We start from the raw sequence: 22,434 nt of genomic DNA on the forward strand, positions 1-22,434 counted from the left end.
GCTGATGTTAAAGCAGGTACTTTAGGGGGCTTTATTGAAAAGGAAGATAACCTCTCTCATGATGGCAATTGCTGGGTCTATGATAAGGCTTGTGTTTATAATAATGCCCATGTTTCTGATAATGCTAAAGTCTTAAATGAAGCTTATGTTTTCGATAATGCAAAAATTGAAGGCAATGCTAAAGTTTTTGATGGTGCAAGAATTTATGACAATGCAAGGGTTGCTGATCATGCCTTGGTTTTTGGAAGAACTTATGTTTACGATCATGCCTGCGTTTTGAATCATGCTGAAGTATCTGACAGGGCTGTTATAAAAGGTCATGCTAAAATCTATGATAATGCTTTATTAACTGGATATGCGCAAGCTTATGGCAATGCAAGAATTTATGACAATGCTCAAGTTTGGTTTTTTGCTGTGGTTTGTGATGAGGCTTGTATTTATGAAAATGCAAAAATTACAGGCTATACATACATTTGCGATAAAGTGAGTGTTTTTGGCAATTCATATATAGATACCAAAAAATTGAATGGTCATATCAAAATTTGTGATCACACCATAAAAGACGCTGCGTAAATAAGATGCGGGCGGTGCGGGGGTGCCCCTCTTTCAAATTTCCCATTCCAAATTTTATCAAACGTTTATCACATTAGATTGTGAGGGTATCTTTATGTGCAAAAAATATGAATTAACTAGTGAAATTAAACAAATTAAAGATAGGATTACTAAACAGATTACAACTCTTTATCGCATTCGTGCTTTAAAAGATTTTGATGATATCAAAGCTGGCGATCTAGGCGGCTTTATTGAAAAGGAAAGCAACCTCTCTCATAATGGCAATTGCTGGGTCTATGATAATGCATGGGTTTATGGCTATGCCCGTATTTATGAAAATGCAAAAATACGCCATTTTTCTCAGGTCTGTGGTCATGTCTATGGCAATGCTGAGGTCTATGGAAAGGCTTTTATCTCTCAATATGCTAAAGTTTATGACAATGCTTGTGTCTATAGTAATGCACGTATATCTGGCTATGTTTATGGCAATGCCCATGTGAGTGGAAGCGCTCGTATTTATACAGAAGCCCATGTTTATGATAATGCGCATATTTCTTATAATGCTTGGGTTTATAATTATGCAAGGGTTTATGGGCATGCTCAGGTTTCTGGCTCTGTCTGTGTTTACAGCCATGCCAAGATTTATAACCATGCTATTGTCAAAGGTCATGCTAAAATTTATGGCAAGGTTTATGGCAATGTTATTGTAAGTGGCTATGCTGAGATTTATGGCTCTGTTTATGGCAATGCCAAGGTTTCATATCATGCCAAGGTCTGGGGTAAAGCCTATGGCAATGCAAAATTAAACAGTCAAAGTAAAGTAAGTGTCGTTCCTAAAAAATGTGAGATTTATGAAAATGATAATATTATCAAAATTACGGATACAGACAAATAAATGACAAGCATGGGGGGGGCGTGCATTCTTTAATGGCTATAAACGCATATAAAATGCATTGCTAATAAACATATCATAAAAGAGAGAGTTTAAAAAAAGAAAGCCGTGCCAATTGATATGACGCGGCTTTCAAATGTCTATTCTAATGATTAAAATGAATCATCCACATGGAGTAATGAATGCATATATACAAAACGTATCATATTGCAAGCACTCTATGAGAGATATAAAAACTTATCAAAAGAAACGTAAACGATGCGTATGATCCTTAATCACTCATTTGAATAAGAGAGTGAATTTAGAACCTATAAACTCTCATATGGCTTCAAACGTATTAAGAATAACGCCCTTTTCTTTAAAGAGATTCATTTAAAACAAAGCACATGATCATGACGCTTCTTTTAAAAACGTTTCAAAATATTAAGCTCAAAATTGAGCTGAATGAATTAAAAGAACGCTTTGTCTAAAATCAAACAAATCAAAACGCTTTGTAGCTTTATCAATCCAATCAAAAGAAAATGCTTATTAAACAAATGTCTTTTTAAAAACGTTCTTTTACATTTATGAACATTGGTTTTTAAAACAATCTCTCATAAGACAATAAACAACCGCTTTTATAAAATGTAAGGTTTTCAAAATTTTGCTCTGCTGTGAAATCTATAGCCTAGGTTTACTCAAAAGAGAAAATGTTCTTAAGTAAATGGAAAGAATAATAAGCTTATAAAGCATCAGTTTCAAACGTTTAAACGTGCATTTAGAAAGCTTCTCATAAATGCCTTTTCTCTTTGCACTCAAACGTAACTTCTTTATAAATTAGCCGGTCCATTTTTGGGCTGGCAAAATCAACCACCCCAATTTTGGGGGCATTATCCTTTAAATAGAGGCATTCTTTAAACAATATCGCTTTTGACTCCAAAATTTAGTAAAATCCCATGCCTTATGATGTTACAATGGTTTTGAAGTTTATTTGCTTATCTATTGTCTCAATAGGTGCCCTCAAATTTGAGGTGACTAAAATCTCTCAATCCAAATTTGGATTGACCTCATTTGGCTTCGTATTTTTAAACGATAACTTTTAAAACGTTTTTTTCTTTCTTGCATTATGTCATTAAAAGGCTTTTGATTTCATAAGATATAACTTTTTGAATTTCATATCTGTTTATTTCCTTACTCCGGTAAAAAAATACCGTGGTTTTAAAAGCGATCTTGTCTTTAAATCCTTTTATGCAATCTTTATAAATTAAACCTATAAGCTTATGACAATTTCAAACGATTATCCTCTAATAGATGATAAGATATTGCTATAATAAATATAGATTTTTTGCTTCCCAATTTTGGGAAACAATAATATTTTGTCTTTATACGATTAAACAAACCAATCTTTAAAACAAGATGTGATCTTTAAACGTATGTTATTGAAAATTCCAAACAACTAAATTTAAAACAATGCGATTTTTAAGTGATAAAAACGTATCATAAAATTTATGAACTGTTATGAATGATAACTGTTTTTCATTTCATTTGAATACACACATGCGTTATAATATTTACATCATGATTTGCTTTTTATGGTCTATTCATACATGGTAATCTTATATAAAAAAGGGTCAAATGGATCATGCATAAAAGTGTGGATTCTTAAGTGGATCCATATAAAATAATTGCATATAACACACTGAATTTATTATATTTTTATGGAATAAGCGTTTCTGGGGTCTGGAAGTGCTGACTCAAAACAGCCTCTTGCTTTTAGTGCTGAGAGCACTTGGACATAACAAGAGCCCCCGGAAATTCCGGGATATCCGCAAAAGCGGTTTTATTTCTAGTTTGAGTTTTTCGGGCTTCCAGACCCTATTTGATCGTCGCGTATACGACCAAAAACACAAGTCTTATTCATAAGGCAATTACTTTTAATCGTCAATTGAAATTACAACAGTGTTTTTTTTGTTTTTTCAAGTTTTCACGTAATCAATGCGTATATTATACATAAAAATATTACTTGAGATTCTTTAGATACTGTTAAAAATTGTAAAGCTGAATTAAAGGGTGATGGCAAGGTAATGGGTTGATTTTTTCCTTTACGATTTTATGTTTTCTCCCTCAAATTAGGCTGTTTTCCCGTTTCAAAGATTACGAAAACAGATAAAGATTCTTGTCTTCTATATGGTATACAGAAGATGATACAGCTTATCGTTTTTATTCATCTCAATCGGGGTATCTCAAACATGTTGCTCGTAAATAGTATAAATTTAAAGTCCATGAAATATAAAAATCTTTATATTTAATATAATAAATTTCATTTACCTGAGTTGGTTCAAAATGTTATTATACCCCTTGCTTTTAAGGAGTTCATAAGATCCTTTTTTAATTGTTTTTATTCAGATGCTTGTATTGTGCAAGCGAATGGTTTTGATTGCTTCAGTATGAACAGGCTGGGATGAGAGAATTTGATGGTATTTTTGGCTTTTATTACAAGGTGTAAAGCGATATAAATATCTTTTAAATCGGTGTATTGCTATATTGTAAAACTCTTTTTTCAGAAATCGTAAATATTGAGATATCATATTGATAGAGGCTTGATAACAGTGGGCTTGTAGAGGGGGATTGCATGAGGATTTTTTATTTTTTATACGCTACGTTTTCATTGTTTTGCAAAGGGCGCGCTTCTGAGGCAAGCATAATGGGGACGCCATCACGAATAGGATAGGCAAGTTTGGCTTTGAGAGAAATGAGCTCTTGTGTTTCTCGGTTATAAGAGAGTGTGCCTTTCGTTATTGGGCAGACGAGCAATTCGAGCATTTTGGGATCTGTGGTCATTTTTTTCATGTTGGGACCGTTCATTAGTTTAAGCGGTAATCTGTGCCTGTTTGTTTCATGAGTGAGCGTTCTGTTAATGCAAGAAGAGTTTGGGCACGGCTTTCGATATCTGGAGCTTCAAGGAGAGCTTGTTTTTCTGCTGGTGTAAAGGGGATAAGAGCGGAAAAAGCATTAACCAATATAGGTGTGGGGGCTTCTATAATACTACTCCAATTATATTCCATTTCATGTATGGTTAGATATTTTTCTACAACGTCGAGTAAGTTTTCGCGGTTAATGCTTTCTTCAATATCAAATTCTTGCAAGTCTTTTATGTTTGATTGGATGAGAGCTGTTCGATAGGATTTTGTGTTTGTCAATTCTTGTTCTAAGGTGAAGCGGCAAACACCTTGTAAGATAATGAACAGTTGTCCATTTCCTGTTTCACTGTAGTTTGTAATGCGCCCTATACAGCCTGTTTTATAAAGTTGTGTAGAGAAGCGGTCTGTATTCGATGAAAGTGGTTGAATAATGCCCAATAGACGATCAGTTACCATAACGTTTTCAATCATTTCAAGTGATTCTGGTTCAAAAATGTTGAGTGATAAAAAACCACCGGGTAGTAAGAGTGCACCTTCTAAAGGGAAAAGGGCAATTTGCTTTGGAAGATCATTTTCGCAATTGTAAGAGATATTACCAGCTTTCATGAGTATTTTGTCACCTTTGTTCGGTAGCTTTAGTCTGTAAATAGTTGCAATTTATGACACTATTGAGAAAGCAGAAAACCCACTTCTTGTGCATTAAAATCATACTTATAAAATACTTGAAGTCCTAATTCTAAAAAAGAATATGAAACCCTATCTTTAAGATTGAACTGCGCGCGAAAGAATATTGCTTTGCGGTCTTTTTAGTGTGTGACGTTTTGCATGATTTTCAAGAGGTATTTTTGTTTATAGCTTTTGATTTTTGTCTTAAATTTCCTAAAATGTGTTCCTTGCAATTTTTGTAAGGTTCAAAAGGTTACTATTATAAATCTTTTGAAGCAGTTTATGCAAGTTTTAAAATGAGAACATTTTCATCACTTTACTAATGACAGTGTGATAAAGATAGGCTATAGGTTTAAATATGCTGGAAAGAGCGTTATCGTTTCTTTCATTCTTTTGCGGGAGAGTGCAGATTGCGAATTTTCGCATTGCCGCCGAAGGGGAAATAGCCCATAATCTCTCAGGCTTTAAGGACCGTAAAAGGAAGAAGGCAGATCTGGAAAGTCGGGAGAGCCCGCGCCGAAGGTGTAAGCGAAAAATCTTTTCGCGAGTCTCTCAGGTTGATGACAGAGGGGGCAGAGACGGCCATATTCTGTGGGCGTTAGCGCAGCTTTGGAGTTATTATGGGCACAGCACAAGAAACATCTTTTTTAAAAACACTTCCTTTATATGATTTGCATGAAAAAGCAGGAGCAAAATTTGGTGCTTTTGCGGGGTGGAACATGCCTTTAACTTATCCTCTTGGCGTTTTGAAAGAGCATCTTCATACGCGTGCACATGCAGGACTTTTTGATATTTCTCATATGAAATTGATTGCCGTTGAAGGGGCACAAGCCGTGGAATTTTTGTCCTACGCTTTTCCCATTGATGCAGCAGCTTTAAAGATTGGGCACTCACGGTATAATTACTTGCTTAATGAGCAGGCTGGTATTCTTGATGATCTTATCATTACTCGTTTGGAAGAGGGCCGTTTTATGTTGGTCGCCAATGCCGGTAATGCACAGGCTGATTTTGTAGAATTGGAAAAGCGTGCGGTTGATTTTGAATGTCAAGTGATTGCTCTTGAAAGGGTATTGCTTGCTCTTCAAGGTCCTGAAGCGGCCGCTGTTCTTGCTGATGCCGATTTACCAGGGAATGAATTGTTCTTTATGCAAGGATTCGAACCACAACAAGATTGGTTTATAACGCGTTCTGGTTATACGGGAGAGGATGGTTTTGAAATTGCTTTGCCTATAGGGCATGCGCATATGTTGGCTGAAAAATTGCTGAGTGATTCTCGTGTTGAGTGGATTGGACTTGCAGCACGCGATAGCTTGCGGTTAGAAGCAGGGTTGTGTTTGCATGGAAATGATATTACCCCTGATACGACACCTATTGATGCGGCTCTAACATGGGCTGTTCCTAAAAGTGTTCGAGAAAAAGCACAATTTTATGGCGCGAAGGCTTTTCTTGAAGCGCTGCAAAAAGGACCTGCTCGTTGTCGTGTCGGATTAAAACCGCAAACGCGCCAACCTATTCGTGCTGGTGCGGTGCTTCTGGATGATCAAGGTAATGAGATTGGAGTTGTAACATCAGGTGGTTTTGGTCCTTCTTTTGATGGTCCTGTCGCGATGGGTTATGTTCCTGTTGATTGTAAAGTTGAAGGGACACAAGTCTTTACAGAACTGCGAGGTAAAAAGATTGCATTATCAGTTCATTCACTTCCCTTTGTTGAACAACGTTATTTTAAAGGATGATTTTTTATGTCTAAAACTTATTTTACACAAGACCATGAATGGCTTAGCGTTGAAGGAAAAGTGGTGACTGTTGGGGTTACGCATTATGCGCAAGAGCAATTAGGAGATTTGGTTTTTGTTGATTTACCACAAAGTGGGACAAAACTCTCCAAAGGAGAGGCAGCTGCTGTTGTGGAATCGGTGAAAGCCGCTTCAGATGTTTATGCTCCTCTTGATGGTGAAGTGGTCGAAATCAATGAAGCATTGGCTGATAATCCTGAATTGGTAAATCAGAAAGCCGAAACAGAAGGCTGGTTATGGAAAATGACATTGCAGGATGAGACACAACTGGAAGGGTTGTTGGATAAAGATGCTTATAAGGCTTTGATTGGATGAGTATCATGATCGAGCATTCTTTCTCTTCTCGACATATTGGGCTGCGACCTGATGAAACACAAAAAATGCTTGATGTTTTAGAGCTTGATTGTGTTGATACACTCATTTCTCAAGCTGTTCCACACTCTATCCATTTGGGACGTTCACTTAATTTGCCAAAGGCTGCTAGTGAAGGACAAGCCTTGGAAGAACTCTCCAAGATGATGGAGCGTAATTGTGTGCACAAAAGTTTTATTGGGCAAGGATATCATGGAACTTATGTGCCTCCAGTTATTTTACGAAATCTGTTTGAAAATCCTGCTTGGTATACTGCTTATACGCCTTATCAAGCAGAAATTAGCCAGGGTCGTTTAGAACTTTTGTTTTATTTTCAGACATTGGTGAGTGAACTCACAGGTTTACCGGTTGCGGCTGCTTCCCTTCTTGATGAAGCAACTGCTTTAGCTGAAGCCAATGCCCTCGCTTTTCGTTTTTCCCGTGAGAAAAAGACGAAGATTTCTGTTCAGAGTCTTTTACATCCTCAGACTTTAAGTGTTGCGCAAACGCGTGCTGAAACACAAGGGATTCAGATTAGCCAAAATGGCGAAATTGCTTCTGATACAGCGGCAATTGTTTTATCTTGGCCAGATACAAAAGGTTCTTTTCATGATTACAGTGAGATCATAAAAGAGGCAAAGGAAAAAGGAGCTTTAGTTATCGTTGTGGCTGATCCTTTAGCGCTTACCCTTCAGGAGCCACCTGCTCAATGGGGGGCAGATATCGTTGTTGGCTCTATGCAGCGTTACGGTGTTCCGATGGGATTTGGTGGTCCACATGCTGGTTACCTTGCAGTGAGTGATGCGTTAACGCGTCTTATTCCAGGGCGTATTGTTGGTCAATCCATGGATACGAGAGGGCGTGTTGGTTTTCGTTTAGCTTTGCAAACACGTGAACAACATATTCGGCGCGATAAAGCGACGTCAAATATTTGTACAGCTCAGGCTTTGTTGGCTAATATGGCAACTGCTTATGCTGTTTGGCATGGGCCAAAAGGTTTACAAGAAATTGCGCAGCGAATTCATCATTTAACATGTCGTTTTGTTGCTGGTTTAAAGGCTGCAGGTGTTTTTTGTGAAGGAGAATCTTTTTTTGATTGTGTAAGCATTGTTGTGAAGGGAAAAGCGGAAGAGATTGCGCATCAAGCCAAAATAGGTGGGCGCCTTATTCGTGTTCTCGATGATGACACCATCGCCATTAATTTTGATGAATTATCGACAGAAGAAGATGCTTGTGCTTTAGCGCAGCTTTTTGGGGCACAATTAGGCGATCAGGTTTCTCCACAGCTCTTTGGCAAAAAGCGGGATGCTGCTTTTCTTTCCCAGCCCTTTTTTCATGCGGTTCATTCAGAGACAGATATGATGCGCTTTTTGCGTCGCTTGGCAGATAAGGATTTGGCGCTGGATCGTGCAATGATTCCTCTTGGTTCTTGTACAATGAAGCTTAATGCGGCGGCTGAATTGATGCCTGTGAGTTGGGCTAGCATGGCCAATATACACCCTTTTGTTTCACAAGAGGATGCAGCGGGTTATGTGGAGATGATCGATCAGTTAAATGCGTGGTTGTGCGAAATTACAGGATTTGCGCAAGTTTCTTTTCAGCCAAATTCTGGTGCTCAAGGTGAATATGCGGGGCTTTTGGCTATCCGACGATATTACCAATCACGGGGAGAACATCAACGTACAGTTTGTCTTATTCCTGCATCTGCGCATGGTACCAATCCAGCTTCGGCTCATATGGCAGGTATGGAAGTCGTTGTGATAAAATGTTTAAGCGATGGCGATGTTGATGTAGACGATCTCAAAATGAAAGCGCAATTGCATAAGGATAAATTGGCTGCTCTCATGATTACTTATCCTTCAACACATGGTGTTTATGAGGAAAGCATTAAGGAAATTTGTTCTATTATTCATGAAAATGGCGGACAAGTTTATTTTGATGGCGCTAATCTCAATGCACTTGTGGGGCTTGCTCGTCCTGCAGATATTGGCGCTGATGTTTGTCATATGAACCTTCATAAAACATTTGCCATTCCCCATGGTGGTGGTGGTCCTGGTATGGGACCAATTGGTGTTGCAGCGCATCTCAGACCATTCTTACCAGGACATGAACAGGATGGGACAACCCATGCTGTTTCGGCAGCTCCTTATGGAAGTGCGTCTATTCTTGCGATTACATGGATGTATATTCGAATGATGGGAGCTGATGGTTTAAAATATGCAACACAAATAGCCATTTTAAATGCTAATTATATTGCTGCACGTCTTTCACCCGCCTATTCCATTCTTTATCGGGGCAAGCATGGACGTGTTGCTCATGAATGTATTGTGGATACACGTGTGTTGAAAGAGCAGTATGGGGTGAGTGTTGATGATATTGCAAAACGTCTCATTGATTATGGATTCCATGCGCCTACGATGTCTTTCCCTGTTCCGGGAACTTTGATGATTGAGCCAACGGAATCAGAACCAAAAGCAGAAATTGATCGTTTCTGTGATGCTTTACTCTCTATTGCTGAAGAAGCAAAGAAAGTTGGTCGTGGGGTTTGGCCAAAAGACAATAATCCATTGGTGAATGCTCCTCATACAGTGGCAGATACTTTAGATGATGCTTGGGCACGACCCTATTCGCGACAAGAAGCTGCTTTTCCCAACAATTCTCTTGATCCAGCCAATAAATATTGGCCTCCTGTATCACGTATTGATAATGTTGCGGGAGACAGAATGCTCATTTGTTCGTGTCCGCCATTGGGAAATACCTATTAAATAACAAATATGTATTTACTTTGTTTATTTACATAAACAAAAAAGCCCACACATTTTGTGTGGGTTTTTTACCTATTGATCATGTTATTATGGCGTTATTTGTCTATTTTCTAAAATTTTGCATCTTTTTTTATAACATGAGAACAATCGGAAAAGTCGACAAAAAGCTGTGTTCTGTAGGCAATAGGCATGTTCTCCTTTGCCTTCTACCGTATGACATGGTTTTAGTGACTAGGCGCGCCGGTCTGCCAGCTAATTCACGTAAACGAGAGTGAAACCTACGGGGATAGGGTCCAGTCTGTTGCATGTATTGTGACATACTACTCTCACTAAGGTGACTACGATTGGTTGCAGAAAGGATAAAATCATTTTTGGAGAGATAACGGGCTTGTTCAATTACTTTTAATGCTTCAGATGATAAGGGCACGCGAAACTCTGTTGTAGCATCACGCATTCCTTTCATATTTTCGGCAGGAATAGTCCATATATCACCCTCAACTTGATCTTTATGAATATAACATAAGGGACGTGTGCAAACCCTTGTAAGGATAAGCAAACGCAAAGCCAAATGTGTCATTGTTGTTTTTTGACAAAGTGTTTTATAAAAATCCGGCACATCTTTTCAATCCATAGCTGGTCTATTAGTGGTTTTATGGCGTTATGTTCCTAAGAGCGTGCGTGCTTTTTCTGTTGCTTGTAAATCAACATCCAATCCTATGCAGCCGCATGTTTTGAGTTAGAGATTGAGAAAAAAAAGAGCTTTATGAGTAGTTCCAGCTTTTGTATGCCAGATGAGGGCGAGGGGATTGCATATACTTTTGTTGACGTAATCTCTGAAACGGGCAAACAACCTAATTTGGGGAGAATATGAAGTTTTAAGGGTAGAAACCATTTACCATTATTCTTAAGTTCAGCTTTACGACTTTCAAAAGCATCTAAAGTAATATCTTTCAAATAATGGAGATTACGTATTGCCTAACACTTTTGTTTGTTGCGTTCTTTAAATGGGGGCACGACCCTCATGCAAAACAGAACGCCATTGATTTGCTAATTCACGGGCTTTTTTTAAGAAACATTTCGCAATGCACCAAAGCCCATTTCACGATGGTGTCCGTGAATTGTATAATGGTAAATCCATTGAGCACCACTATCTTTACGCTTCATAAAGGAGTAAGATGGCAGCATCATTATATTTGCTAGCTCGTAGGTGTTATTACAGTCCTTGGCACTTGAGATGGTTCATTAGAAGCATTTTTAATCCTTTCTTAATAGTTTTTTATCCACAAGGGCTCTTTCCGCTTGTAACTTGCAAGAGACATGGTTTGGGGGATATGGTTTTGGTTGATTCAACCTAGAACAGGTCTGAAATGAAAGAATCTTATGATATTCTGGATTCTCATTTAACAAGTAAAACAATGAACACTCTTTATAAATCCAATGTGTTGTCTTATGATGGAGTTGGTGTAGCATTGAGGTTTTAGAGGAAAAACATGCCTTTAAGAATTTATAACAGACACCAAGTCTTTATAGCAGGTATATTAAATGCTCATCATTAAAATAAATGGAGCGTCAACAGTGGAGAAGGGGGGCCTTAAATCCGTGTGAATGCTCTTATTCTGTTGTGCTGTAAAAACATCATCGCTTGAGGCGTGGTGATATAAGGCACAAAAACTTTATGCATGGGGTGTTTTGATGAGAGAGTTTAGTGAATATTCAAGAGAGGACTTGCTCGTATAATTTTGTGAAAGGAGCCGTATGGAAGGGGAAGCCGAGAATGAGCTGTTCTTGAGAAGTGGGATTGTTTATCAACCAGTTTGAAGAGGGATTTATATCTTTTGATGTGTGGGAAGGAAGCCAAAAACAAAGCGTGTAGAACCTTATACCCCATGCTTTTAAAGCGTTTTAATTCTAATCACAAATTAAGTTTAAAATTGCTTTCTGTTTGACAGGTGTAAGAATTCTAAAACTTTTTAAAAGCAAATATTCCTCTTTGCTCGATGCGATTTCATCATGATGGTACGGGGTATGTTCTTTTTTGATGATATCAGCGTAAAAAAGGCAAGTGGGACCTCCAATATATCGGAAATTTCCTTTAAACGTCCTGCGCTCACACGGTTTAAGCCTTTTTCATATTTCTGGATTTGTTGGAAAGTGACACCTAAATGATGCCCTAATGTTTTTTGAGACATTTTTAGCATTTTTCGCCTAAAGCGAATTTTTTTGCCTACAAAAAGATCAATATTAAGATTTGGAGTTTGCATTTTTCCCCTCCGGTTGCGAGCGCCCTCGCATTGGTATTCCGGGAGCTTGAAAACACTGAACCCTAGTCAGCATTTTGCTTTTAGTGCTGAGAGCACCTGGACATAGCAAAATCTCCCGGAATTCCGGGATACCCACATAGTGGGTTTATTTTTACGCTAGGGTTTCGGGTTTTCAAGGCCCTATTGGTCGTTGCGTATACGACCAATACATTTTTTAATGTGTAAAGTAATTTTAGGAAATTGGCAATAAAAATAGTTTTTCTTGAGACGGATAGATTTTTTTAATGAGAGGTTGTTTGCCTTTCAACTTTTTAAGGCTTGCTGACTAAACTGATGACATCAGATATGCCTTTCACGAAGGTAAACCTTGGTTTTTAAGCTCAAGGCACCGTTTACGGTGCTGTTCTTAACCAATAATCAAAGTGATTTTTTAGATGCGTCTGAGATATCATGATGATAGGGGAAAGTTTTTATGAGTAAAGATCCCTCATGCAAAATAAAATCAAAACAGAATAGATTTGGTTGTTTTATATTCACATGTTTGTTTTAAGAAGATATTTCTCAATGTTAGCGCCTATTTCACGAATGGCGTTTCGTAAAGCGTATAACGTAAAAGCCTCTATGAAGGAGATAAAAGCTATATTTCTATCTTTACTGAAAAAAGATGCGTGGACGGCACATACTCTTTGTCAGTTCAAAATATTACGACAGTTTTTGCCTTTGAAAGGGAGCATAAGAGCTACTTTTTCTCTCTTTACGTATTTTTATCTATACGCTCAGGTTCGCTTGTTATGTGCAAGCGAATAGTTTTGATTGATTCAATATAAACAGATCTGAAATGAGAAAATATATTGGGCTTTCTCATTAGGTGTGAATAATAAATATTATTATAAATCAATAATTCTATACTTAAGGAAGCGTTTTTTAAGGAGTTTTTTGTTCGTTGTTAAGAATGTGCGTGTTTTAGATAAGAAACTGGATCAACGCAGTTATTGTTAGGATTAAAGTTTTTATGAGAAAAATGAGCATTGTGGAATGATAAGCTTTTGATATAAAGCGTTTTAGAATTTTGCACACTTAATGATAACTTATTTATTTTATCATTTTGTATGCTTGCTATAAGCGATGCAAAGTTGGGATATGGCTTGAGAAAGCAGATGACACAAGTATTATCTTTCGGTAAGTAATTTTGAAGTAAAAGACAGCTTTAAATGACAAAAGAGATAGGTGCACCATGAATGAAGTTACCCATATTGAGACTATTATAGCGCATTATGATGCTGTTTTTTGTGATGTGTGGGGGGTTGTGCATAACGGTGTACATGCATTTGAACCAGCGTTGAAAGCATTATATAAAATTCGACAAATGGGAAAAAGTGTTATTTTATTGACCAATTCTCCTCGGTTACGGGAAGATGTTGCTGCTCAATTACAAAGCATGAATGTTCACAGCGACTATTATGATGCTATTATCACTTCAGGGGATGTAACGCGCGATCTCATTCGGACTGCTCCGCGTAAAGTTTTTTTTATTGGTTCACAACGTGATTTGGTGCTGTTTGAAGGGTTAGAATGTGAATTTGTTGAAGAATGGGAGGCTTCTGTTGTCGTCTGTAGTGGTTTTCTTGAAGATTTTGACGAAGAACCCTCTGCTTATGAGGAAATGTTTCTTCGCATGCGGGCGCGGAATTTACCTTTTATTTGTGCTAATCCTGATGTGATTGTCCATTATGGCAATAAAGAATTTTGGTGCGCTGGTGCATTGGCGCGTCTTTATCAACAATTAGGGGGGGAGGTTCGCATTGCTGGAAAACCTCACGCGCCTATTTATGAGTGTGCCTTTGAAAAACTTCAAAAAATTCGTGGAATTGTGGAAAAAAGTCAAGTTTTAGCCATTGGTGATGGTCTTTTGACGGATATTAAGGGGGCAGCTCATTTTGGTCTTGATGCCCTTTATATTATGGGGGGGATTCATCATCATGATTATACGCAAAATGGTGTGGTGGATAAGCAAGCTTTGCATTCTTTTCTTGAACATCATGGTTATAAACCACAAGCAATCATGTGGGCACTTCAGTAATGACTAATTTTTTGCGTCTTCAGGGAACTCATATGTTTCCATCGGCTTGGCGGGGAGCAGTGTTGGCACTTGGAAATTTTGATGGTGTTCATTGCGGACATCAGGCGGTGTTGCAAAAAGCGCTTGATTTCGCGCGGATAAAAAAGAAATCAGCAGTTGTTTTAACTTTTGAACCACATCCAAGAAGTTTTTTTCAACGTTCAGCTCCTGTCTATCGTTTGACAGAGGCAGCTGAAAAAGCTGAAATTTTTAAAATCCTTGGCTTTAATGGCGTGATTGAACAGCCCTTTGATGCACAGTTTGCCACTCTTTCAGCGGATGAATTTATCAAATCGATTTTAAAGGAAGTTTTTGATGTTTCAGTTGTGGTGACAGGGGAAAATTTTCAATTTGGTCATCAGAAAAGCGGAAATGTACATCTTCTTTGCCAAAGGGGAAAGAAATATGGATTTGAGGTTGTGCAAGTTCCTTGCGTTTCTCGTCTTCAAGATTCACAACCTTTGATCATTTCCTCGAGTTTTATTCGGCAACTTCTCTCACAAGGGGAAGTGGACAAAGCAGCCCATTTGTTAGGGTATCACTATCGGATACGCGCCAATATTATCCAAGGGGAAAAACTTGGACGTCTTTTGGGGTTTCCTACCGCTAATCAAATGTTGCCTCCCCAAGTTCGTTTGGCTCATGGTGTTTATGCGGTACGTTTGCGTCGTGCGAACGGTGTTTTGTATGATGGTGTTGCAAGCTTTGGTTGTCGTCCAACGGTTGTTAAAGATGGTGCGCCACTTTTGGAAACCTATTTGTTTGACTTTAACGACGACCTTTATGGGGAAAGCTGTACCGTTTCTTTTTTCCAGTTTTTGCGAGGACAAGAAAAATTTGATGGGCTTGAACCTTTGATTACGCAAATGCACCGTGATGAAAAAAAGGCAAAAGAAATTTTAAAGACAGTACAACCATTATCAAAGTTGGATAGGCTGCTTACTTTTAAAAATATGCCCTAAACTTATCTGAAAAAGAGAGAAGAGCCATAAAAATAGCACTTAAAGTGATTATAATCACAAAGATATATTCAAAAATATCATGGAGTATATGTTTTTTCCGTTGTTGAGAGGGAGAATCGAATATCTGAAGATCTGATTTTGGCATTATCTTTTTCAAAATTCATTTTATGGCTTTTATTGTCATTCAAAAGTTTACTGCTTGTTTCTTTCTGATCCGTTAAAACTCATCATAAAAGATGCAGTAAAGAATAATCCCCAGCCTATTTGGTAATAATAGACGTGAAGAGGGAGAAAGACTGTTTTTAAAATTTCTTGCGATTTTAAGCTTATAGCTTGATAAAATTTAATAGATGACTCTTTTATTTTAAAAATTTATGGTTTCTTTTTTCTAATTTGTTTTATTATGCCGTATCGTCTTTTATGATGGTATAGAGTTTATGTAAAACCTTACTCATGTGATATTTTGTATCATATGATGAATATTTTAAAAAGGTTTGTTTGTTGTGTCTTGTGAAGTAGAGCGGTGGTCAACAGCTGTTTTGTGCTAACCAATAACGTAAACGAGAATAAAGCTGCTTGAAAATGCTTTAAGTCTCGTTTTTCTCGTATATTGCGAGAGGGGCTTCACATTAAGGAGACTGCGATCGATTGCAGATAAAAAGAAATCATTGCGAGAAAGCAGGTGTACTTGTTTCAAAATTTCTCATGCTTTTGATGATAAAGGTACAATTTTGTTATTGTATCACGTAAATCTTTCAGATTCTCAAGTTAAGAACTGTCCATATATCTCCTTTTTTCTTCACAAATATAACACCTATAACACAGCGGGCAGGCAGTTTTGTAAGGATATGAAAACGCAAAGCTAATAATGTTTTGTTGTTTTTTGATAGAAGTATTGGATAAAAGTTGGAACATCTTTCCAATCTACGTTTGGTCTATTTGTAACTTTATGGCATTGTTTTTCTCATAAAGCTTTTGCTTTAGCGATCCTCAACGCGAGCAATATGTTTGAGACAAAGATTAAGGCACTTTAGTGCTCTCTCTGCTGTTACAGCTTTTGTGTGCCAGATGAGGAGAGCCCCCTATATTGCCTATATTCATTTGGATAATCTCTGAAATCAATTTACAGCCTTATTGGGAAAAAAGATGAAGTTATAAAGGGGAAAATCAGTCCAGATGATTATCTTTTTAAAATTCGGTTTTTTCACATTCAAAAGGTTCCAGAGCAATATCTCTTAAATCATGAAAATAACAGTTTCAGGCTTTTGTTGTTCTTTGAATAGGATAATCACACCCTACAGGTAAAATAAAATGCTGGAATATATTTGTTTTGCTAATTTACGCGTTTGTTTTAAAGAAATATCTCTCAACGCTTCCTATATCCATTTTCATGATGGCACTCATGAATGGTATCATGCAAGCTCCGTTGAGCGCTATCATCTTTATGCCTAATAAAAGAGCAATCCGGTATCATCAGTTATATTGACAAGTCTTCAGTGTTGTACAGCCTTGGCTATTTGAGAGCGTTTATGAGAGGGATTTTTCTTAACTCGTTTTACTTCACACGAACTCTTCCTGCTTGTGACATATAAGAAAAACGCTTTTGATTGATTCATTATCAATAGACTTAAAATGGGAGAATCTTACGGTATTAGGCGTTCTTATTCAACGTGCAAAATAATTAATTATTATAAATCAATATCTTATAATAACCATAGATTATGGCTTACGGCTTTTTTATAAAATACTCTGCATGCCTTTTTATGGAATATGGGGTTTTCTTAGTGGTTTTACTGTCGTTTTAGGTGTTTGTGGCGTACGAATGAGCTCGTATTGGTAAAGGATTAAGAAAAAGGAGGTGGAGCAGTGATAAAAGGTGAGGTGAAAATAATTTTCCTTGATCATCATATGAGTTTTCATGTATTTTTATGGCTTCCGGTGTGCATGTTTGTTGTATATTGAGGAGCAAAGCTTGCTTGTAGAGTTTTATGAAGTGGCAAGCCAAGGAAAAGGCGCAAGACAAAGATTATTGACAGATTGTTTTTTACAGATTGATGTGTGTTTAAGAGTTTTTATCTTTTAAGGCGAGGAGGAAGCATATGAAACATGTGTTTAAAGACGTGCTAAACGATAAAGATGCAGCGAGCGTGCTCCGTGATGGCAATAGGCGAGAAGAGGCAGAGAGGCGGTTTTTAAAATTGTTTGCATAGCTTCAACAGCTGACTGTTCTATAGTTGGAGGAGAAATGGGAATGTGATAGGCTTTTATGCCATATTCATTTGCGACCGTTTTAATGCTAGAAAAGTCAGGTTGATGAAGCTCCTCGTGATCGGGGCGGTTACAGATAATTGTTTTAAAACCAGCTTGTGCCAATGTTTTGATATTTTCTATGCTAATTTGGGTGCTGATAAAAATATCAGGTTCAATTTGTTGTAAATTCATTTTTATTTATTCTCAATTGCACGACCTTTATGATACCCTCTGGTCTGGTATATAAAAGAACATAATGAAGGTAAGTTTTTCAATGGCATCTTAACAAAAATATTCTTTTTGTCGAGAAGATCTATTTGGAGAAAATGAGCTGTAAGATGCAAAATATCTCACTTTGCCATATGTTCGTTATTCGATCTTATGCAAGACGGCTGTTTGGTCTTTATGGATAATCTATTGTGTTTATCAAGCATAGACATTCCATTGTGTTACTTGTTCACATGCTTGCTGGAGGTATTCTTATTTCTCTTAAGCCCATTTTACCCTGTTGAGCGTATAAGAGTATAAAATTCATTGATCACTAGCCTCTTTACGCTTATGAAGAAGTAGGTTGGCACCATTGTTATATTTTCCAGCCCCAATGTTACTACATTCTTTGGCTCTTGAGACAATTCATAAGAAGCATGTTAATCTTTTCTTGTACAGTTTTTACCCACACGCCAGCCCCGCTTGTAGCGTACAAGAGACATGATTGTGATTGATTTAATATCAGAGGGCATAAAATGAGAGAATCTTCCTGATTTAGGCTCTTTCATTCAACATGCAAAACAATGAATGCTTCTTATAGTTTGTTGTATATTCAGAGTGGAGCTTATTTGTAGAGTTGCATTAAGTGGAGTGCATAAAGGGAGAAGCTGCAAAAGGTAGGCGTGAGATAAGAAGCTGGATCATTTACAGAGCATTGTTTACAGATCGACATGGATTTAGGAATCTTCGTTTTAAGGTGGGAGAAGAAGAGGGTGTCTCTTGTTTAAATTTATTTTTATTATTCTCAAGAATATCATCTCCATAATGTTTTTGCTCATGCTAAAAGAATATTATAAAGACAAAATTGTGGGCTGTCGTTTTTATCCTAAAAATAGGAGAAATGGTTATTTTGCACGTATTGGATGCTTGCTTATTTTGTTGATTTCTGTATAATCGTAAAAACGATAATGCTGAAAGGCGTAATAAATGATCATTGGACTTTTGAATCAAAAGGGAGGTGTCGGAAAAACGACGTTGAGTGTTAATCTTGCGGCCAGTTTTGCGCGTACTGGTGCACGGGTATTGCTTATTGATGTTGATCCACAGGGGAGCGCATTGGATTGGGCTGCTGCGCGTGAAGATGAACCTTTGTTTTCGGTTATTGGTTTACCGCGACCAACGGTTCACAAAGAGATTACACAGATTGGTCATGGTTATGATCATATTATTATCGATGGTCCTCCGCGTGTGACTGATCTTGCTCGTAGTGCTCTTATGGCTTCGGATTTGGTGCTTATACCTGTTTTGCCTAGTCCCTATGATATTTGGGCTGCCGATGGAATTGTAAAGCTGATTGATGAAGCGCGTGTTTATAAAGAAAATCTTAAATCTGCTTTTGTTATTAATCGTAAAATAGTCAATACAGCGATAGGGCGTGATGTGAACGAAGCTCTTGGTATATACCCCGTGCATATTCTTTCTTCTAGCGTTGCGCAGCGCGTGATTTTTGCAGAAGCAGCAGCACAGGGGAAGGCGGTTTATGAAGTTGATAAGCAAGGACCAGCAACAGCAGAAATTGAAGCTGTTGCAGCGGAAATCAAGGAGTTAGCGCGATGAATAAAAAAATTAAAATCGGCACAAAACCAACGAATAAATCAATTCCTTTAACGGCGGATGCATGGGTAGGAAGCTCCAAAGGGAGCATGAGTGGAGGTATGAAGCGCCTCACGATTGATATACCAGAAAGTTTGCATCGATTGATTAAGGTAAGTTGTGCAAGTCGTGGAACTAAAATAGCCGATGAGGTACGTGAACTGCTTTCACAAAAATACGGAAAAGTGTAAAAAATGATATACGATAATAAGGTTTCGTTGGTAAGAATGCTTTTTCTAGAGATGATATCGGTTGTTTTTATACGAAGTTAATAATACAAGCGCCCTTCCTTTTTCATGAGGGCTGTTTCATTTAAGTTGTTTTTCATAAGGTTCTGTATCATCTCATGAAAGAGCTGTGAGCTTGCGAAAAATTCTCCGTTTCAAATTTTTCCTTATAAATGTGATAATTATCGTACTACTTGTGATCTTATCCGCTAGATGAATAGATAAGTTTATTCTTCCATAAAAATTGTCTTGATAATGATTTTAAACGTCAGGTTATTTTTTGTTTATTTTAATTAATACATGCGTAAATAATGGAATTAAGAGTAGCATTGACTATTTTTTTCTGTTATGCAGCGATTTAATTAATTAAATTATATTCATATTTATAAAGGGGGGATAAAAATAAGTAAAATTTACTGATATTGGTGCACTATAAGTTTTCCTAATAATTCTTAATAAACAAAAGAAGTCATTGAGCAGATTATAGACAGTATTTCTTACATTTATATGATTTTATAGTCTTAAATAGTTAATACCAGTCGTAATGGTACGCAAGTAAATAGGTTTTTGCTTCAATTGCAATGTATAAGATCGCTTTTTTAGCATTTCTATTGGCTTTTAAAAAGTGCAGGGGGAACTTAAAGGTTTCTTTCTTTTCCGGTGGTTTAAGAAATGATAAGAGCGCAATCAGTTGATTAAAAGGTGTATTCTTTCATTTGCAGGGAATTTGCAATGGATATAGGCATTACGAATTTTTGATAAAACTTTGTGCGACTTCGCATGATGAAGTGATTTTTGAAAAAATAATTAAAAGCTTTTTGAAAAATGCCAAGATATCAAAATTACTGCTGAAGTTTAAATACTTCAAATACAAAGAACAGCCGTGCAGATAATGTTACAAATGCAAGTCTGATAAATGAAATCAGTTCTCATGATTTAACATGTTTACGTTGGAAGTGTGCGTATTTGCAAAGGAAAGTTAGATGCAAGGTCACAATATGGGAGGGGATGTGAACTCAAAGATATTGTTAATAAAAATAAAACAAAGAGAGGGGTTAAATCATGAACAAGGTCATTATAACAGCGCTATTGCTTTGCATGGGGCTTGTTACTGTTGGTTCACGAAAAAAACTACAGTGTTGAGGAATTTAAGAAAGATAAAAAATTGATGCAAGAATGGGGAAAGAAATGCGATAAAATGGGGATCTCTGCTTTTGCAACCAAGAATTGTCAAAATGTCATGCAAGCCGATATGGAACTTTTTCAAGAGCATTATAGAAATCTTGCAAAGGAACTTCGTGAAAGTGGCAAAAAGGGCAATGAAACTGAAAAAAGCAGGATAACAATTAAATCATAAAAATATATTGATAGCGGTGTTTTTCTTTGTACGCGATTTATCATCATAGGTTGGAAAAAATGCGTACAGAAGTCGATGTTAAAATTTTTGAAAATACACAATGAACTGAATGTACAAATTTAATGGGACCCTAAATTGTGTCCTAAACTTTGTAAATTTGAAAAAAGGGGAATTTATTGATGAATAAAGTCATTATCACAGCATTGCTGGTTTGTACTGGACTTATCCTTGCTGGTTGCGAAAAAACCTATAGCGTAGCAGAGTTTAAAAAAGATCCTAAATTGCTCGAGCAATGGGCAATGAAATGTATGATATCAGGGAATTTAGATTCTCAAAATTGTAAAAACGCAGATAAAGCGTATCGTGAAGTTCATGCCCGAGATTGGCCTGGTGCGAGCTTTGTACATGATGACGAGAAAAAAACTGAAGATAAAAAGGAAGGGAATTAAATCATGAATAAAGTTATTATCGCAGTATTGCTGGTTTGTACTGGACTTGGCGTTTCTGGTTGCGAAAAAACTTACAGCGCAGCGGAATTCAAGAAAGATAAAAAATTACTCGAAGAGTGGGTAAAAAAATGTGAAAAAATGGATCCATCCTCTATAGAGAAATCTAAAAATTGTCAACATGCCAGACAAGCCTATATGGAACTTATGTTTGGCATTAATTAAAAACATACAATTCAATAAATTGATTCTATTACGCTTTTTAGGATCTCTCTAACTTTTAGAGAGTCGTTTGATGGCTTCAAGAATTAGCTGTTTACGATCTCTACTCTTTGTGTAAACGGATGCTATACTGTCATTTGTTCAGCCCAAAAGTGCTTTCAATTGTGATAGTATTGCATCCCCCAATGAGTTGCTACGTGTTAGTGCTAATTTTGCAAACTATGAGCTGATTTTTTAATGTTTTGGTTACATGTATTTAAAATATGAGATTAAATCTATCTTTGGGGTGTTTTTCTGCCTTTATCATAAATAAATGTTTCATCACACTAAGACCGGCTTTAAGCATTGTGGCTAATTTGGGAAAAATTGAAAGGAAACATTTGTTTGGAAATTACTTTTCTCTGTTTTAATAAAGAAAAAAACATTCTAAATGGAATTATTATCGTTTTATACTCAAATTTTTTTCTCAAACTATTTTTAAAAAATTGATTTTGATTTGAGAATATTATAACATTAGTTAGGACGTGAGGCAGTTTTGCTAGGACGGTTTTGCTGGATGTGTGAGGAATTGAGCGCTCTCCACACCTTTTCATTTTTCCCCCTCTTTTCTGAGTTTGCAAGGTTTTTCCTTGTTATGTTTTATCTTAATTGTGCCGTAATATTATCATGTTGAGCGGTGGAGCTTATGTAAAACTTTGCATATGAGATGCTTTTTGTTTTCGAGTGTGTAATGAATGTTATTTTGAATAACACTTTGATTTATAAAAATAGTTTAATTATTTTATGTTGAACGATGATCTCGTCAAAATCT

General features: G+C 36.9%; 15 protein-coding genes, 2 pseudogenes and 1 riboswitch. Of the genes and pseudogenes, 12 read left to right on the plus strand and 5 right to left on the minus strand.

Going from position 1 to position 22,434, the window contains the following annotated elements; all coding sequences use genetic code 11:
* Positions 1-573, plus strand: a 573-nt coding sequence (locus ACFIKU_RS06325; RefSeq protein WP_375656997.1) for a hypothetical protein, incomplete at its 5' end; no start/stop codon positions are given.
* A gap of 94 nt (positions 574-667) precedes the next feature.
* Entirely contained in the window at positions 668-1,447 is a 780-nt protein-coding gene (locus ACFIKU_RS06330) for a hypothetical protein (protein WP_375656998.1), read from the plus strand.
* A 2,619-nt stretch (positions 1,448-4,066) separates the two neighbouring features.
* Here the strand turns inward: ACFIKU_RS06330 and ACFIKU_RS06335 are convergent.
* Together ACFIKU_RS06335 and ACFIKU_RS06340 are read right to left on the minus strand one after the other, a co-directional pair.
* On the minus strand, positions 4,067-4,273 hold the full coding sequence (locus tag ACFIKU_RS06335; protein WP_375642225.1) for a Trm112 family protein: 207 nt from the start codon (positions 4,271-4,273) through the stop codon (positions 4,067-4,069).
* A 14-nt stretch (positions 4,274-4,287) separates the two neighbouring features.
* Positions 4,288-4,950 (minus strand): LON peptidase substrate-binding domain-containing protein, encoded by a 663-nt coding sequence (locus ACFIKU_RS06340; RefSeq protein ID WP_330167957.1) that lies wholly within the window; start codon positions 4,948-4,950, stop codon positions 4,288-4,290.
* A 446-nt stretch (positions 4,951-5,396) separates the two neighbouring features.
* A riboswitch (glycine riboswitch) is annotated at positions 5,397-5,494 on the plus strand.
* A 136-nt stretch (positions 5,495-5,630) separates the two neighbouring features.
* On the opposite strand from ACFIKU_RS06340, the gene gcvT reads away from it, so the two are divergent.
* The 3 genes from gcvT to gcvP are packed head-to-tail and all read left to right on the plus strand — an operon-like array spanning position 5,631 to position 9,919.
* Positions 5,631-6,743 (plus strand): glycine cleavage system aminomethyltransferase GcvT, encoded by a 1,113-nt coding sequence (gene gcvT / locus ACFIKU_RS06345; protein ID WP_375656999.1) that lies wholly within the window; start codon positions 5,631-5,633, stop codon positions 6,741-6,743.
* Between the two features lie 6 nt (positions 6,744-6,749).
* Positions 6,750-7,118 carry a glycine cleavage system protein GcvH gene (gene gcvH / locus ACFIKU_RS06350; RefSeq protein ID WP_273723568.1) on the plus strand — a complete coding sequence of 123 codons (369 nt, stop codon included), beginning with the start codon at positions 6,750-6,752 and terminating at the stop codon, positions 7,116-7,118.
* 5 nt (positions 7,119-7,123) lie between these two features.
* Positions 7,124-9,919 (plus strand): aminomethyl-transferring glycine dehydrogenase, encoded by a 2,796-nt coding sequence (gene gcvP, locus ACFIKU_RS06355; RefSeq protein ID WP_375657013.1) that lies wholly within the window; start codon positions 7,124-7,126, stop codon positions 9,917-9,919.
* An 87-nt stretch (positions 9,920-10,006) separates the two neighbouring features.
* On the opposite strand, the pseudogene ACFIKU_RS06360 reads toward gcvP, so the two are convergent.
* Both ACFIKU_RS06360 and ACFIKU_RS06365 read right to left on the minus strand, forming a co-directional pair.
* A pseudogene (locus ACFIKU_RS06360) lies at positions 10,007-11,126 on the minus strand (tyrosine-type recombinase/integrase); the annotation flags it as partial.
* A gap of 701 nt (positions 11,127-11,827) precedes the next feature.
* Positions 11,828-12,180, minus strand: a pseudogene (locus tag ACFIKU_RS06365) (helix-turn-helix domain-containing protein).
* A gap of 1,234 nt (positions 12,181-13,414) precedes the next feature.
* Between ACFIKU_RS06365 and ACFIKU_RS06370 the strand changes: the two are divergent.
* Both ACFIKU_RS06370 and ACFIKU_RS06375 read left to right on the plus strand, forming a co-directional pair.
* Positions 13,415-14,260: a TIGR01459 family HAD-type hydrolase gene (locus ACFIKU_RS06370; protein WP_375657000.1), complete on the plus strand. Its 846-nt coding sequence runs from the start codon at positions 13,415-13,417 to the stop codon at positions 14,258-14,260.
* Positions 14,260-15,261: a bifunctional riboflavin kinase/FAD synthetase gene (locus ACFIKU_RS06375; protein ID WP_375657001.1), complete on the plus strand. Its 1,002-nt coding sequence runs from the start codon at positions 14,260-14,262 to the stop codon at positions 15,259-15,261. Before ACFIKU_RS06370 ends, ACFIKU_RS06375 begins: the two co-directional genes overlap by 1 nt.
* 2,112 nt (positions 15,262-17,373) lie before the next feature.
* Here the strand turns inward: ACFIKU_RS06375 and ACFIKU_RS06380 are convergent.
* A complete protein-coding gene (locus ACFIKU_RS06380) occupies positions 17,374-17,703 on the minus strand; it encodes a TIGR01244 family sulfur transferase (RefSeq protein WP_375657002.1) in 330 nt (109 codons plus the stop codon).
* A gap of 1,002 nt (positions 17,704-18,705) precedes the next feature.
* Here ACFIKU_RS06380 and parA point away from each other — a divergent pair.
* From parA to ACFIKU_RS06405, 5 genes are all read left to right on the plus strand, one after another.
* Complete coding sequence (parA, locus tag ACFIKU_RS06385; protein ID WP_375642217.1) at positions 18,706-19,335, plus strand: ParA family partition ATPase; 630 nt, start codon at positions 18,706-18,708, stop codon at positions 19,333-19,335.
* Positions 19,332-19,562 (plus strand): plasmid partition protein ParG, encoded by a 231-nt coding sequence (locus ACFIKU_RS06390; protein ID WP_375620281.1) that lies wholly within the window; start codon positions 19,332-19,334, stop codon positions 19,560-19,562. The genes parA and ACFIKU_RS06390 overlap by 4 nt, the downstream gene beginning before the upstream one ends.
* Before the next feature lie 1,150 nt (positions 19,563-20,712).
* Positions 20,713-20,955 carry an EexN family lipoprotein gene (locus ACFIKU_RS06395; RefSeq protein ID WP_375657003.1) on the plus strand — a complete coding sequence of 81 codons (243 nt, stop codon included), beginning with the start codon at positions 20,713-20,715 and terminating at the stop codon, positions 20,953-20,955.
* A gap of 179 nt (positions 20,956-21,134) precedes the next feature.
* On the plus strand, positions 21,135-21,404 hold the full coding sequence (locus tag ACFIKU_RS06400) for an EexN family lipoprotein (RefSeq protein ID WP_273723556.1): 270 nt from the start codon (positions 21,135-21,137) through the stop codon (positions 21,402-21,404).
* A gap of 3 nt (positions 21,405-21,407) precedes the next feature.
* Complete coding sequence (locus tag ACFIKU_RS06405) at positions 21,408-21,626, plus strand: EexN family lipoprotein (protein ID WP_375657004.1); 219 nt, start codon at positions 21,408-21,410, stop codon at positions 21,624-21,626.
* Positions 21,627-22,434 lie beyond the last annotated feature (808 nt).

Source organism: Bartonella sp. CM120XJJH (assembly GCF_042194715.1).
GTDB lineage: Bacteria > Pseudomonadota > Alphaproteobacteria > Rhizobiales > Rhizobiaceae > Bartonella.

Excerpts from the sequence above, each read along its gene's own strand:
- parA (WP_375642217.1), top strand. The coding sequence starts at position 18,706 with ATGATCATTGGACTTTTGAATCAAAAGGGAGGTGTCGGAAAAACGACG.
- gcvH (WP_273723568.1), top strand. The coding sequence starts at position 6,750 with ATGTCTAAAACTTATTTTACACAAGACCATGAATGGCTTAGCGTTGAA.
- ACFIKU_RS06400 (WP_273723556.1), top strand. The coding sequence starts at position 21,135 with ATGAATAAAGTCATTATCACAGCATTGCTGGTTTGTACTGGACTTATC.
- gcvP (WP_375657013.1), top strand. The coding sequence starts at position 7,124 with ATGATCGAGCATTCTTTCTCTTCTCGACATATTGGGCTGCGACCTGAT.
- ACFIKU_RS06405 (WP_375657004.1), top strand. The coding sequence starts at position 21,408 with ATGAATAAAGTTATTATCGCAGTATTGCTGGTTTGTACTGGACTTGGC.
- ACFIKU_RS06390 (WP_375620281.1), top strand. The coding sequence starts at position 19,332 with ATGAATAAAAAAATTAAAATCGGCACAAAACCAACGAATAAATCAATT.
- ACFIKU_RS06330 (WP_375656998.1), top strand. The coding sequence starts at position 668 with ATGTGCAAAAAATATGAATTAACTAGTGAAATTAAACAAATTAAAGAT.
- ACFIKU_RS06340 (WP_330167957.1), bottom strand. The coding sequence starts at position 4,950 with ATGAAAGCTGGTAATATCTCTTACAATTGCGAAAATGATCTTCCAAAG.
- ACFIKU_RS06375 (WP_375657001.1), top strand. The coding sequence starts at position 14,260 with ATGACTAATTTTTTGCGTCTTCAGGGAACTCATATGTTTCCATCGGCT.
- gcvT (WP_375656999.1), top strand. The coding sequence starts at position 5,631 with ATGGGCACAGCACAAGAAACATCTTTTTTAAAAACACTTCCTTTATAT.
- ACFIKU_RS06380 (WP_375657002.1), bottom strand. The coding sequence starts at position 17,703 with ATGAATTTACAACAAATTGAACCTGATATTTTTATCAGCACCCAAATT.
- ACFIKU_RS06335 (WP_375642225.1), bottom strand. The coding sequence starts at position 4,273 with ATGAAAAAAATGACCACAGATCCCAAAATGCTCGAATTGCTCGTCTGC.
- ACFIKU_RS06370 (WP_375657000.1), top strand. The coding sequence starts at position 13,415 with ATGAATGAAGTTACCCATATTGAGACTATTATAGCGCATTATGATGCT.